The following is a 13,756-nucleotide window of genomic DNA, read 5'->3' as shown; positions in this document are numbered from 1 at the left end:
ATATATGTTGCCACTTAATGATTTATGCTGGTTGCCTGGTCGTATCTCTTTAAGGCCATTAAGTACGCTTGAATCATCTCATAATTTAAAAACAGGCGCGCGTAAGGTACTTGAACGTTATTACTCTCTGCACACAGTGGGAATGTTCTCTGGTAGCCATACAGAAATGTTACACGAAACCCTTTCAACTCTGGTGAATGAAAATCTGAATGTCGCTAAGGGGCGGGGATATTTGGTCTATGCAAAAACGCAAACGCATAATACTTTTTTTGATGACTGCTGGCTTGATGAGATAGCGGCCCGTTGTGGAATCGGGCATTGGGAAAAATTAACAATTAGTCTCAATCATTGCGCATCGGCTTTGTCGGCGATTCATTTATTAAAGAACCGGGTAATAAAAAGCCAGTTGCCGATGATCCTCATCACCGGTGAAAAGGCTTTCCACTGTGATATTAATAAGCTTGATAATAGTGTTATGGCGGAAATTCCTGCTGCCATGCTCCTCAATGCGGGGCATTCACCGTGGCAAATCAAGCAAACCGCCGTGCGGCATCTGTCTTCATTTTATAATAATCACAGAGAATTTCCGGCTGCCCGACGGCGGGAACTTTTCTCCTCACTCGAACAAGATTATTATGATTTCTATCTTTACGTACTGGATAAGTTTAGCCTTACGATTGACCATATAGATGCGATTGTTCCGGGTAATATAGATTTACCCATGCTCAGGAGAATTGCCGATAAACTGAACTTCAAGGGCGAGCTTTTTACTGAGCATATATCAGGATATGGACACGCTTATTGCTCCGATATTTTATTTAACTTGTCTTCTTTATTAAAGAGCTTCGAAGGTAAAAGAATTCTCTGTGTTGCTATGGGGATGGGGATAACGATGTCCTGTATCCTGATTGAAAAAAATGAAAATAATGAGGTAAACCATGTCACAACTTCTGTCAGCCGTTAATGATGCATTAAATGATGTCATGTCTGCAAAAATCAACATCACGCCGGAAACGGATTTTAATGAAGATTTGGATCTCGATTCAGTATTATTTGTGCAGTTCTTATTAACGCTGGAAGAAAAGATCCCCGGCCTGATGTTTGAACCTGATCAAATCAACCAGGATGCCTTCACCACTGTCGGGAAACTTATTCAATGGATTGAACAGCATCTGCAACTGGAGAGCTCTGATGTGTGAAGCAGAGTTTACCCGACTTTACTTTTTGTTCAGGGACCATGAGCCGGCAGAAGCCTTCCGGCAGATGCGGCAGAAATGGGCCAACCCGGCCAGCGGCGTATTTTGCGGCGGGTATCAGATTCTGGCAGCAGAAGGTGAAACCTGCGCGGAGCAGCACGCGGAGTCTGATCGTATTCTGGCGTCACTCGGGATTGCTTTGCAGCATACCGGCACAGAAACCATCACTGATGATCCGATCCCGCTGATGGCTTCTTTTGCGGCGCGCCTGGGGCTCCTGAGCCAGATCCTGGCGGTGAGCTGGAAGCACTTATCCGCGCGAAAAAGTTTTGGCATAAAAACCACCCGACATCAGTTAGTGAAGGCGGATTTTGCCGATCTGAGCAACCAGACAGATTTACTTTTGCTCCAGTGGCAGATGCGCATTACGGCGCAGGACTATGCTGACCCGGAAGCGGATCACTGGCAGATTACGGAGCTAACCAACCGGGCAGAAAAACTGATGGGCGGGCATGGCTATTTATCAGGCTCGACGCACAGCCTTTCTTACCTGTCGATGATGATTTACAGCCTGTACGGGAAGGTCGCAGACGCTGCCATAACCGTGTTGCCAGCACGTCAGGAGCGTAGAGTATGAATACTTCACCTGAGATGACGTTGCTACGGCGTAACAGCCTGAGCAAAGATATCGCGGACCTGCTGAAGTTAGCCTGGCCGATGATCGTGGTGGCCATTGCCGTCTCATTTTCGCAAAACATTCAGACCGCGATTCTGGGGCACGGGAAAGAAACCAGTTCAATTTATTTGCTTTCGATGCTCCAGCCGTTCAGTTTCTTATTCCTGGCTATTCTGGAATGCCTGGCTATCACCAATCAGGTTTTCAGCGCCCGTTCGCTGAATATGTGGTCCCGCCAAAAGGTACTGGCGGCGACCTCCCTGCTGGCGACACTGGGCATCGTGATTGTGGCGCTGCTGAGCGGCGTGACGGCGCTTTGCGCTCCTCTTTTGCAAACCCTGTTGCCGGTCGCCGGCAATGCATTTTATTCCTCGGCATTACCGCTCTATTTCCTTTCCATGCTGCCGTTTATTCAGCTTGAGATGTGTAACAGCGCATTGCGCGGGCAGGGGAAAAGCGCGCTAAGCATGCTGTTAGTCATCGCGTATATCGTGCTGAATGCGTTGATCTGCTACACCGGCTATCAGGTTTATGGATTAGGCTTCAATTCGATTATTATTTCCAACGCCCTGGCTTCTGCTCTGCTTATCCCTGTCGCGCTTTGGCTGGTATGGCGTACCGGTCGCCATGCGGAAGATGACCGCCCCGGCGCATTTATTCCGCGTCTCAGCGGGCTTTTGCTTCAGGTGGGGATGCCCATTTTTGCCTCGTTAGTGGTACTGTTTTTCAGTTCTCTGCTGATATTCCCGTTAATCGGCACCCTGGGTGAGCAATATGTCGCCGGTTTTCTTATTGTGACCAAGATTCGGATGTTTATCGTCATCCCCGCCGTGGCCTGCGGATCCGCGCTGGCGATATTAATTAACCAGCGGCTGGCCATCAGCAGCGGAGAAGAATTAAAACGATTGCTGCACCGTGGGTTAGCCTTTATTTGCATTATTTACCTTCTGCTGACCTCCGGCGTCTATTTCACCGAAGTGAGTCTGATAAAAATTCTGTCCGGTGACCGAATAATTCAGGATGTCAGCAGCCAGATTTTACTGATTCTGTTACCGACGTTTTTCATGACCTCTTTTGTTGCCTCGCTTCAGGCATTGCTGGAACAATTAGAACAGGCCCGGCGGGTATTGGTATTAACCGTTATCATCGAATTGCTGACTGTCATCACCTTGCTGGTGGGATGGGATAAGTTCTCGCAACTGCAAAGTATTATGAATCTGATCATTGTCTTTAATGTGGTGTACTTTATCGCGTTCGGCAGAGAATACTGGCGGCTGGCCAATAAAATAGGAAGTGAGAATGTTTTATAGCTTCTTTTATCCTGTCCTGTTGTTTTTATCGCTGGTTCACCAAAATTATCTGCGGGTTTTGGTCATTATGCGATTGCGTCCGACGTTACTGATGAAAGCCAAAATAAGGCCTGCGACGCATTATACCCGGGCATGCAAATTAATCAGTTTATTCGACTTATATTCCCTGCATGCCATGTCTTCCTATCTTTCTGCGTTATACGCGTTGCGTCTTTTCGAAAAGACCCGCCCTTTACCCTATAAGCAGGGGGAAATCATGCTGCTCAGTCGCTGCGTGCAGGAGGAGCTTTATTGGCGCAAATCTTTTGTTAAGGTCTTCATTTATCCGCAAGAGGATCCCCAGGCAGAAAAAGTGTTGCTTCTTCACGGGTGGGATGGCCGGAGTATAATGTTACGGCAGATGGCGCAGCGGTTGCAGGAAAAAGGCTATACGGTTTTTGCGCCTGACCTGCCCGCACATGGTATTTCTCCCGGAAAAAAAGTGTCTTTCTATGATCTGTCGCGGGCCGTCATGGAGATGGAAAAGCATTACGGGCACTTCTCTGTGATCATTGGTCATTCGACCGGAGGATTAATTGGCTGCATGGCCGCGCTACAGGGACTGCTTTTTAAACGGATGATTTTAATCGGCAGTCCGTGCAGTTACGGGAAAATGATGGACAGATATGTGCGCAATAATAAACTGCCCAGGCGCATTGCCGTATCGATGAAAAAGCTTTATCAGCGCCGCTATGGTGTACATCCTGATGTTATTGGTCCCGAGCTTATCGGTTCAATAACGCAACCTGTCATGATATTGCATGATAAGAATGATCTCAGTATTGAACTGGATGAGGCCGAAATACTGAGCCATTCATTGAAGAAAAGTGAATTAATCGTTACAGAGGGAAAGGGCCACAACGGCGCATTACGTGACCCTGTTGTTTTCAATTATATTTCAAACTTTCTGAGGGATACTTTGCATGAGGATTTTTCATCTTTCCATGAACCAAAACTGATATTGCGTGTAGAGAATAATAAAAAATGGCATAAGAAATCTTATTAATAATTATAAGAAGTGCAGGTTGCTGATTAACATACTTCTTGAAAAGTTGTTTCTCTGGATACCGAAAATGAAATCATAATCTGATGATTCTTTTTTTATTTCCGGGCGTGTTGTCCTGATGACATTCTGTTTGAATTTGAGCGGAGACTCGTTATAGGTCTTGCTGAAACTTCGGGAAAAATGCGGCAGCGACGAAAATCCACAAGCATAGCTGATATCTGTCAAAGACCACTCAGGGGCTAAATGGATAAATTCCCTGGCCAGCGCCAGCCGGACCTTCCACATCCACTTTATAGGCGTGACATCATAGAAATGTTTGAATATGCGGCAAATATCAAAGCGGGTTTTACCACATATTTTTTCCAGATCTTCAAGTGTGATCTCGTCAGAAATATTCTCCAGCATATAATTAATAATCTTAACAATACATAATGCTTTGTCTGTATGAGCGTGCTTACCATAGATAGTCAAATGACGATTATCGAGATCCTCGGTTATTTTCTGTGTGAAAAGACTTTTTTCAGCGTTCGATAGTTTGCGTTCCCACATACACACCCCTTCTGCGTAATTAATGAGTGATGAACAAATTTTTAAAATTGGAATACCGTCCCCGCTATTCTCTAAGCAATTACTATGCCATGTTTTTATTTTTTTCAACTTATTGTTTATAATGGATATTATTATTCTTTCCTGTTATGTAAATAGTAAAATCCCATTTTCGAAACACACTAATTAACTTGCCAGATTTAATATCCCAATATTGGGAATGCATGATATGCGTGGGGTTTCGCAGGCAAAAGAGGGTAATCAGGGCATGCCGTCCCGATTTTCGTTCCATTAATGAGATAGAAAATGATTAAGGGAAAAGGTGTAATTGGCGACTTTTTAAAAAACACATAAAAATCAGTTGGTTAATTAAATTTTAAAGGTTGGCACGATTTGTGCTCATCGGTAAGGAGTTATCAGAAAAGGTATTATTATGGACATATCAATCCCGCAACCCGGGAATAAATTCATACTGAAGCGATACCGCAAATTTATTGTTGCGGGCGCACTCTTTTTAGCCACGCTGGCGGCAATCTATAATTACCGTTTTTCGCCTTATCAGATCTCCCGCGGGAGTATCGCGGTCGGGCAGGTTCAATATGGCAGTTTCTCGGTTGAAGTGCGGGGTAACGGGGTACTGTTACCGCGTGATATCAATTGGGTTGCGGCCAATGTCGATGCCCGTGTGGAAGAGGTCATTTACAAACCTGGCATGAAGGTGAATAAAGGCCAGTTATTGGTCAGAATGAGTAACCCGACGCTGGAACAAAAATTACAGGAAAACCGGCTCGAGCTGGATGCCCGCCGGGCTGAGACTGACGCCACTAACGCAGAATTACAAAATAAAATTCTGAGTCAGGAAGCCTTGGTATTGGATGCGAAAAGCCGGTTACTCAGCTCTACGATGCGGCTTGCTGCGCAAAAGAAATATATTGCGGCAGTGCCGATGCTGGAATACGAAACGACCCGTATTAATACTGAACAATATCGTCAGCAAGTTGTGCTTGAGGAAAAACGATTAAAAACACTCAAGCTGAGCATTGATGCTGATATCAAAGCCAGTGCGATGCGCCTTAACAAACTGGAATCTTTGGTGCTGCTGAGCCAGCAGGAAGTCGATTCGCTGAATGTTACCTCACCGATTGAAGGCATTTTGCAGGATGTGAAAGTCCAGGTCGGCCAGCGGGTCACCACCGGCACCAGTATTGCCCGTCTGGCGAAAGAAAAGGAACTTTATGCTGAACTCAAAGTGCCGGAATTACAGTCCCGTGATCTTGCCGTCGGGCAGCAGGTTACCATTAACACCGGACGCAGCCAGTTCACCGGGGTATTGTCACGGGTGGATCCTGCGGTGACCAATGGCACCGTTAAAGTGGATGTGACATTCAATCAACCACTGCCGCAGGAAGCCCGACCTGACCTGAGCGTTGATGGTTTAATCGCAGTGACAAAAATTAATGATTCCCTGTACGTTGAGCGGCCACCGTTTGCCCAGAATAATTTACCTTCGATGCTTTACCGGCTCGATGAAAAGGAACGCTTTGCCACCAAAATGAAGGTCAACTTTGGTCAGGGATCTGCGGATTATATTCAGGTGACCAGTGGACTGCGTGCGGGAGATAAAATTATTCTCAGTGACGGCAGCGCCTGGCAAGGGGCAGATCAAATTGAGATTACTAAATAATGCCGGCTCACCTGCAAAAGACGCCAGCTTACAGGACAATGCGATGGAGATGAAAATGATGGAATCACTGGTAGAACTCACTGACGTGAATAAGATTTTTTTGACCGATGAAATTGAGACACACGCCCTGAGCAAGATCACGCTCAGCATTTCCAAAGGGGAATACGTGGCGATTTCCGGGCCTTCAGGCTGTGGTAAATCAACGCTGCTTTCGATTTTGGGTCTGCTCGATGTGGCCTCTACCGGGACCTATCAGCTGGCCGGGCACAACGTGGAAAATATTTCTAAAAAGCAGCGTGCCCTGGTGAGAAATCGTGATATCGGCTTTATCTTTCAGTCATTTAATCTCATCAGCGATTTAACCATTGAGGAAAATGTCTCTCTGCCACTGACTTACCGCAAGGATATTTCTAAAACTGAACGGCAGCAGAGAGTGGCGGAAGCCTTAGACAAGGTCAATATGTCCCACCGGGGACGCCATTATCCCTCGCAGCTTTCCGGCGGACAGCAGCAGCGCGTGGCCGTCGCACGGGCTATCGTGGGCAATCCCTCCATCATTCTGGCGGATGAACCGACCGGTAACCTGGACTCCCACAATGCCGAGGCGGTGCTGAATATTCTCGATAAGTTACATCAGGAGGGCGCCACGATCTGCATCGTCACCCATGATCCTCGTTCAGCCGAGCGGGCGCAGCGCAGCATCGTGCTTTCTGACGGGCAGGTCGTCGGAGACGGACATGTGGCACGGGAACTGACCCTGATAAAGGAAGCATAAAATGCTTTTTGATATCCGATATGCCTTACGCCTGTTACTCAAAAGCCCGTCATTTACCTTTATCACCGTGCTCATCATGTCCTGCGGTCTGGCACTGACGCTTTATATGTTTTCAGTTATTAACACCATCATGTTTACGCCGCTTCCTTACCCGGACGGGAAAAACATGGTGTTAGTAAACCCGACGGTCAACGGCGTCAGTCTGAGTGACTCCGGGGTCAACTTCCTGGACTACCAGGAAATTAAGGCCCGCAATACCACGCTCAATGACGTGGGTTATTTTTATGCTGAACGTGCCGATATCAGTGACGGCACCAAAGCGGTTTCCTATATGGCGATCCGCAATACGCCGGAGATGTTTTCTTATACTGGCATCCAGCCTTATCGTGGCAGGGTGCTGAACAGTGAAGATGTCCAGCCTGGCGCGACACCGGTTGCCGTTATCAGCTATGGCATGTGGCAAAACTACTTTGCTGCCGATGCGCAACTCATTGGCAGAGATGTCCTGATCAATGGGATACACACGCGCATTGTGGGCATCATGCCCGCCAATTTTGCCTTTCCTTTCTTTCATGATCTCTGGCTGCCTTCTAAGCTGGATCCTGCACAGTATCTGGTCCGCAAAGGTGCGCCGGAAGTATCCGTTTATGCGCGCCTGAAACCCGGTGTTCCGCTCGCCGATGCTGACGGTGACCTCGCTCAGGTGATGCAGTCGCTGGCCTCTGAGTATCCTGAAAGCAATAAAGGGCTGTCGGCGCAGGTACTGACATTCCAGGAAAATTTCATGGGTGAGGAGACCATGCCGATCTTCATCGTCATGCTTTTTGCCGTGGCTTTTGTGCTGGTGCTGGCGTGTTGTAATGTCGGTAACTTATTGCTGGCAAGAACCACAGAGCGTTCAAAAGAAATCGCTATCCGCGTTGCTCTGGGCTCACCTTCCGGTCGTCTGGTCATGCAAATGATGTGGGAAAGCTTATTTATTTGCGCCTTCTCGGGCATCATCGCCGTTCTGCTCGCCGCCTGGGGACTCGAGATCACCAATACGTTACTGCCGACGTTTGTACCGAACAAAATTCCGTTCTGGTGGCATTTGTCACTCGATAACGTCATGATCCTCAATGCGTTAGTACTGGTCATCATGACGGCTGTCGTTACCAGTGCATTGCCTGCGTGGAAAATCACCCACGGTAATTTCAACGATGTTTTGCGTGATGGAACGCGGGGCGCGCAAAGTCGCGGGGCAGGCAGGGTGTCCCGTATTCTGGTGACGTTTGAAGTCGGATTATCCTGTTCCATTTTATGCATCAGTGCGCTGCTGGCGCTGCTGGTTTACCAGGCGACCCGTGCCGATTACGGGGTGGCGACGCAGGGCTATCTCACCGGTCAGATTAACCTCAATGCCAACCAGTATCCTGATGATGCGAGCCGGATCCTGTTCTATCAGCGCCTGCAATCGTCCCTCAGCGGGATCCCCGGTGTTGAAAAAACGGCCATCACCACCAGTGCCGTCGGACAATTTACCGTACCCCGTCAGGTGGATATCGATTCGTCTACCAACAACAGCAAAGACCGCTGGTCTTATCCTCTGGTCAATGATGTCCAGGTGATGCCGGGAAGCCTGACAGCAATGGGGATCACGCCGGTGGCCGGACGGGAGTTTGCCAGCAGTGATACGCAGGACTCACAGCCCGTGGTGGTGGTCAGCCAGTCGTTTGCGGAGCAGTTCTGGCCCGGTGAGCGGGATGTCATCGGTAAACGCCTGCGTTTTCGTGATACGGATGATCAGCGCTGGTTCACGGTTATCGGTGTGGTGCCTAACGTCATTCATGGCCGGCCTTTCAGCGCGTTCCGCCAGCGGGTCACGGTTTACCGCTCGCTGGCGCAAATACCCGCGGCGTCATTAACGCTGGTGCTCAGAGCTCAGAATCCTGATACGTTAGGGCCTGCGCTCATGAATGCGGTTCGCCAGATTGACAGCACGCTCTCCGTTAATCAGGTGCAAACGTTGAATCAACGTCTGGCCAGGAATACCGCCGGGCTGCATTTCATTGCCAACCTCTTTATGTTGTTTGGTCTGGTCGCGGTCATTCTGGCGGCCACCGGTATTTATGCCGTGATGCGCAATGTGATCAATCAACGTATTCAGGAGATCGGGGTGCGTATGGCGATGGGGGCAACGGAAGGCGTTCTGTTACGGATGCTGATGCTTCAGGGCAGTAAGCAATTATTCATTGGCCTGATTATCGGGTTGCCTTTGGCCTTCTTTGTCGCACCCAAGTTGACGCGTATATTGGGCAACGGGCATACCTCCTTTGCACTGCTCTTTTGGGGTGTCGCCGTCATGATTTCTTTAATTGTGGCGTTAGCGGTCTGGTTGCCTTCCCGACGCGCCATTCGGATGTCGCCTGCGGACGCCATTCGCTATGAATAATCTGTCGCCGTGCCTGACGGGTGCGGCGGCACAAGCCGGATGCTTTAATGAACGAAAAAAAACGTATTCTTGTCATTGATGATGACGCGGGCATTCTGACCAGCCTCGACATGCTGCTCCGTATGGAAGGGTATGACGTGACGCTGGAAACGCAGGCCAACCGTTTATTGTCACATTTGTCCGCAAAGCCCTTTGATCTGGTACTGATGGACATGAACTTCCAGAAAGACACCACGTCGGGTCTGGAAGGTTTGCAACTGCTGGATGAGTTAAAAAAATTTGATGACTGTCTGCCCGCTGTAGCAATGACGGGATGGGGAAGTGTTGACATCATCGTCAGCGCCATGCGGGCCGGTGCGGCGGATTTTATTCAAAAACCCTGGGATAACGAACGCCTGTTAAGCATTGTTCAGCAACAGATTGCACTGAGCCAGGCGAGACGCTCCGGGAATTGCCTGCGAGAAGAAAACAAGCTGCTGAAAATGGCGCTTGAAGATGACATGGGCAATGAATGGGTTGTCCGCTCTCAGGCCATGAAGCAGTTAATCAACGTGGTGGAAACCGTGGCTGCCACGGATACCAGCATCCTGATTCTGGGTGAAAATGGCACCGGCAAAAGCCTGCTCGCCCGCTATATCCATCAGCTCTCATCCCGCCGTGAGCACAGCATTGTTGAAGTTAACATGGGGTGCATCAATGAGCAGTTGTTTGAAAGTGAAATGTTCGGGCACGTAAAAGGCGCGTTTACCGATGCGCGGGAAAATCGTATCGGACGCTTTGAACTGGCCGATAAAGGCACATTATTCCTCGATGAAATTGGCAATTTGCCCTTGTCCCAGCAGGTAAAATTACTGCGTGTCCTGGAAGAACGGCAGTTCGAACGCGTGGGTTCATCACGGACGCAAACCACACAGTGCCGCATCATTGCGGCCACCAACACGGATCTTGAAAAAGCCGTGACTGAAGGGCGGTTCCGGCAGGATTTGCTCTACCGGCTGAATGTTATTCAAATTCCGTTACCGCCGCTACGTGAACGGCAGGAAGATATTGAGCCGCTGGCTGAACGTTTCCTGCAACGTTTTGCCCGCAAATACAGTAAACCTAAACCGGTATTATCGGCGATGGCGCGACAGGGGCTGCATGAATATTCATGGCCGGGGAATATCCGCGAACTGAGCCATTTGCTGGAACGCGGCGTATTGCTTTGCCGCAATAATACGATCGACCTGGCAGATCTTTGCCTGCCGCTGCCTGTGAAGGGGCAAAACAGCGGTCATGAGCCCCAGCAAAAACCGGTAACGCAACTTGAGACGGGCACGCTGGCAGAAGTGGAAGAAACTGTGCTCTTACAGCGCCTGCGTCACTATGACGGGAATGCAGTGAAAGCGGCAGAATCGTTAGGGCTGAGTCGCAGCGCTTTTTACCGACGACTGGATAAATTAAAAATCTGTCATGAGTAAACTTTTTCGATCCTTTGAGTCACGTCATTTAATACTGTGCAGTTTGTCCCCGCTGGGGGGCGTTGTTGCCTATCTGCTGCTGTGGTTTTTCCCACAGCAGTCTCTCTACCTGAAATTTCTCACGCTCTTTATTCTGTGCGTCACGTTAGTGTATTTTTCCTATCACTTTTTCCAGCAACTTCTCTACAAAATCAATGTGATTTCTAACCTGTTAGAAGCCGTTGAGCAGGAAGATTTTAGCCTTCGCGGTGTGACCAGCGGGGAAGGGGTGTTTGAAGGGGTCATTGAACAGATCAACGCCATTTCGGGTCAGTTATCCCGCCACCGCCAGCAGCAAAGAGAAATGGATTTTCTGCTGCAAAAAGTGATTTCTAATATCACGGTGGCAATTTTCGCGATTGACGGCAATAACCGGCTGATGTGGTGTAATGATGCGGCCTCGCGGATGCTGGGCACATCGCTGGAAAAGCTGATTGGCGAAAAATGCAGTCACTGGCAACTTGATACGTTGTTGCAAAATGCCAACCGGGAGCATCCGGTGGAGTCCAGTCATGCAGGGCGTCCGGGGCGTTATAAAGTGTCCAGTGACACCTATATAGTGGACGGGATCCAAAACGTATTGCTGTTTGTCAGTGATGTTGACGACATGCTGCGTAAGGAAGAACAAAAAGCCTGGCAAAACCTGCTGCGGGTGATCAGTCATGAAATAAACAATTCTCTTAGCCCGATTGCCTCCATCAGCCAGATGCTCCAGCAGCATTATCGCCGCCATACAGAAAACCTGCCGGAGGGCTTTGCGGAAGGCATCGATCTGATCAACCGCCGGGCCAAAGAACTTATCGCTTTTATCAGCAGTTACCGCCAGCTCAGTAAACTCGCCCCCCCCGTCAAAGCACCGCTTGATTTTGCCGCCCTGATTGCGGAGCTGCCGCTGTTGTTTGCGCACCGTAAAATTACCCTGAAAGGCCCGGCGCCGCTGAGGGTAAATGTCGACCGGGTGCAACTCCATCAGTTGCTTATCAACCTGATTAAGAATGCCGATGAGGCGATGAGCGATACCACGGCGCCGGTGTGTATTGAATGGTCAGAAGAAAAAGGCTGTCTGTTTGTGACCATTCTTGACCAGGGTGTCGGGCTGACCAATCCCAAAAATCTGTTTGTTCCTTTCTATACCACCAAACCCAATGGCAGTGGCATCGGGCTGATTTTGTGCCGGCAAATCGCTGAAAGTCATGGCGGGTATCTGTCTCTGGAGAATCGCCATGATCGAACCGGTTGCCGCGTTACCCTCAATCTCCCACTGTGATCCCCTGCCTGAACTGAAGGCAGGAGAGGGGCTTTGCCTGCTCCGTCACTTTGAGGCGTCGCTGTCAGGGCAACTGCTGCGACAGCAGGCGCAGTGCTGGCTGCGTCAGGTATTGTCGGGCTACTTATCAGTGACCGATGAACAGCTAAGTATCGCAAGAACGCCTCAGGGTAAGCCCTGGCTCCCTGATTTCCCGGGATTGCGTTTCAACTTATCCCACAGCGGAACTTCGGCGGCGATTGTGCTGTGTCGCGGGGCAGAGGTCGGGGTGGATTTGGAAAAAGTCAGCGGGAACGTTGAGGCGAAAAAAGCCATCGCCCGCCGGTTTTTCAACCCTGATGAACAGCACTGGCTGGCAGAAGATGAGGCGCATTACCTGTTGCGTTTTACCCGACTGTGGAGTGTGAAGGAAGCGTGGCTCAAAGTCAGGGGAACCGGCCTTACGCAGTCGCTCGCCGGTTTTTGTGCCATCCCGCAGCACAGTGGCATCGCGCACGTATTCGATGAGCGTAAAGAAGAGATCGGCCTGTTACATCACCGGCTGATTGAAAACGACGGGGTGTATTGTCTGGCGTATGGCGCCTGTGCTCCGCTGAAAGACCTGCCGGTCAGATGGCAGGTCTGTATTTTTCAGGCGGACAGTTAATCAGGCGCGTTAAGCACAGCCAGAAGTGGAAATCTCGCTGGCAAATGAGCTGGCAGAACCGGTATCCACCTGAGCAGAGGCGCTGACGGAAACACGAGCGCCTGCCGCAAGCGTGCCCTGAATTTTGGGGATATGACACAGTGAGGATTCCGCGCCCATGCTCATGCGCACGTTAGCCGATTCCGCCGTAAAATTCTGAGGCTTCTTGTTAAAACTCCCGCCCATGGCCAGATCCAGATTCAGTTCAGCCGTTTTGCCTTCAGCGCGGATATCCGTGCCCATACTGCCGGAAACGGCCAGTGTTTTCGGATCCACCGCACAGGCCGGTGCGGCTATTTTAACACCCGCTTTTCCGGCCAGACTGTTCAGCGGGCCGCTGGTATACAGGGTGATATCCAGCGTGTGCGAGATAAAGCGATCATTTTCAGCGGCATCATTGACCAGCAGTAAAGCGTGATTGTCATGGGTGACTTTCAATTTATTCAGCGTGTCTTGCGAACCGGAGACCACCATAGACGGCGTTGCGGCACACTTAATGGTGAGATTAATGCCCTGTCTGGCTTCTACTGCGCTAAAGGCTTCCAGGGGGAATGTTTTTTCTGCGGCGAGGGCAGAAGTGCTAGTGACACAGGCGAGCAGGGTAAGCGCCAGGGTGATTTTTTTCATCATAGTTCCTTGATT

The 13,756-nt window shown here is 49.6% G+C and carries 13 protein-coding genes; 11 read left to right on the top strand and 2 right to left on the bottom strand.

Annotated features, from left to right (window positions below):
• The first annotated feature begins 4 nt into the window (after window positions 1-4).
• From HGO41_RS15265 to HGO41_RS15245, 5 genes are all read left to right on the top strand, one after another.
• Window positions 5-964: a 3-oxoacyl-[acyl-carrier-protein] synthase III C-terminal domain-containing protein gene (locus tag HGO41_RS15265; protein WP_121019847.1), complete on the top strand. Its 960-nt coding sequence runs from the start codon at window positions 5-7 to the stop codon at window positions 962-964.
• On the top strand, window positions 939-1,199 hold the full coding sequence (locus tag HGO41_RS15260; RefSeq protein ID WP_013577969.1) for an acyl carrier protein: 261 nt from the start codon (window positions 939-941) through the stop codon (window positions 1,197-1,199). Before HGO41_RS15265 ends, HGO41_RS15260 begins: the two co-directional genes overlap by 26 nt.
• Before the next feature lie 64 nt (window positions 1,200-1,263).
• Complete coding sequence (locus tag HGO41_RS15255) at window positions 1,264-1,833, top strand: hypothetical protein (RefSeq protein ID WP_225444954.1); 570 nt, start codon at window positions 1,264-1,266, stop codon at window positions 1,831-1,833.
• Entirely contained in the window at window positions 1,830-3,182 is a 1,353-nt protein-coding gene (locus HGO41_RS15250; protein WP_051930981.1) for an MATE family efflux transporter, read from the top strand. Before HGO41_RS15255 ends, HGO41_RS15250 begins: the two co-directional genes overlap by 4 nt.
• A complete protein-coding gene (locus HGO41_RS15245; protein WP_250981190.1) occupies window positions 3,172-4,227 on the top strand; it encodes an alpha/beta fold hydrolase in 1,056 nt (351 codons plus the stop codon). The genes HGO41_RS15250 and HGO41_RS15245 overlap by 11 nt, the downstream gene beginning before the upstream one ends.
• Before the next feature lie 3 nt (window positions 4,228-4,230).
• Here HGO41_RS15245 and HGO41_RS15240 read toward each other — a convergent pair whose 3' ends face one another.
• A complete protein-coding gene (locus HGO41_RS15240; RefSeq protein ID WP_013577965.1) occupies window positions 4,231-4,776 on the bottom strand; it encodes a helix-turn-helix transcriptional regulator in 546 nt (181 codons plus the stop codon).
• Between the two features lie 430 nt (window positions 4,777-5,206).
• On the opposite strand from HGO41_RS15240, the gene HGO41_RS15235 reads away from it, so the two are divergent.
• The 6 genes from HGO41_RS15235 to HGO41_RS15210 are packed head-to-tail and all read left to right on the top strand — an operon-like array spanning window position 5,207 to window position 13,075.
• On the top strand, window positions 5,207-6,457 hold the full coding sequence (locus tag HGO41_RS15235) for an efflux RND transporter periplasmic adaptor subunit (protein WP_121019845.1): 1,251 nt from the start codon (window positions 5,207-5,209) through the stop codon (window positions 6,455-6,457).
• Between the two features lie 58 nt (window positions 6,458-6,515).
• Window positions 6,516-7,232 (top strand): ABC transporter ATP-binding protein, encoded by a 717-nt coding sequence (locus tag HGO41_RS15230; protein WP_037033254.1) that lies wholly within the window; start codon window positions 6,516-6,518, stop codon window positions 7,230-7,232.
• Between the two features lies 1 nt (window position 7,233).
• On the top strand, window positions 7,234-9,663 hold the full coding sequence (locus tag HGO41_RS15225) for an ABC transporter permease (RefSeq protein ID WP_013577962.1): 2,430 nt from the start codon (window positions 7,234-7,236) through the stop codon (window positions 9,661-9,663).
• A 47-nt stretch (window positions 9,664-9,710) separates the two neighbouring features.
• Window positions 9,711-11,123 carry a sigma-54-dependent transcriptional regulator gene (locus HGO41_RS15220; RefSeq protein WP_013577961.1) on the top strand — a complete coding sequence of 471 codons (1,413 nt, stop codon included), beginning with the start codon at window positions 9,711-9,713 and terminating at the stop codon, window positions 11,121-11,123.
• Window positions 11,116-12,429 (top strand): sensor histidine kinase, encoded by a 1,314-nt coding sequence (locus HGO41_RS15215; RefSeq protein WP_250981189.1) that lies wholly within the window; start codon window positions 11,116-11,118, stop codon window positions 12,427-12,429. The genes HGO41_RS15220 and HGO41_RS15215 overlap by 8 nt, the downstream gene beginning before the upstream one ends.
• Window positions 12,386-13,075, top strand: coding sequence for a 4'-phosphopantetheinyl transferase family protein (locus HGO41_RS15210; RefSeq protein ID WP_037033177.1), 690 nt, complete (start codon window positions 12,386-12,388; stop codon window positions 13,073-13,075). The genes HGO41_RS15215 and HGO41_RS15210 overlap by 44 nt, the downstream gene beginning before the upstream one ends.
• A gap of 9 nt (window positions 13,076-13,084) precedes the next feature.
• Here the strand turns inward: HGO41_RS15210 and HGO41_RS15205 are convergent, their stop codons facing one another.
• Window positions 13,085-13,741 carry a GIN domain-containing protein gene (locus tag HGO41_RS15205; protein WP_013577958.1) on the bottom strand — a complete coding sequence of 219 codons (657 nt, stop codon included), beginning with the start codon at window positions 13,739-13,741 and terminating at the stop codon, window positions 13,085-13,087.
• Between the last annotated feature and the right edge of the window lie 15 nt (window positions 13,742-13,756).

Source organism: Rahnella sp. CG8, assembly GCF_023701875.1.
Classification (GTDB): Bacteria; Pseudomonadota; Gammaproteobacteria; order Enterobacterales; family Enterobacteriaceae; genus Rahnella; species Rahnella aceris.
The sequence above is the reverse complement of the archived record's forward strand: the minus strand, read 5'-3'. Positions and strand labels throughout refer to the sequence as shown.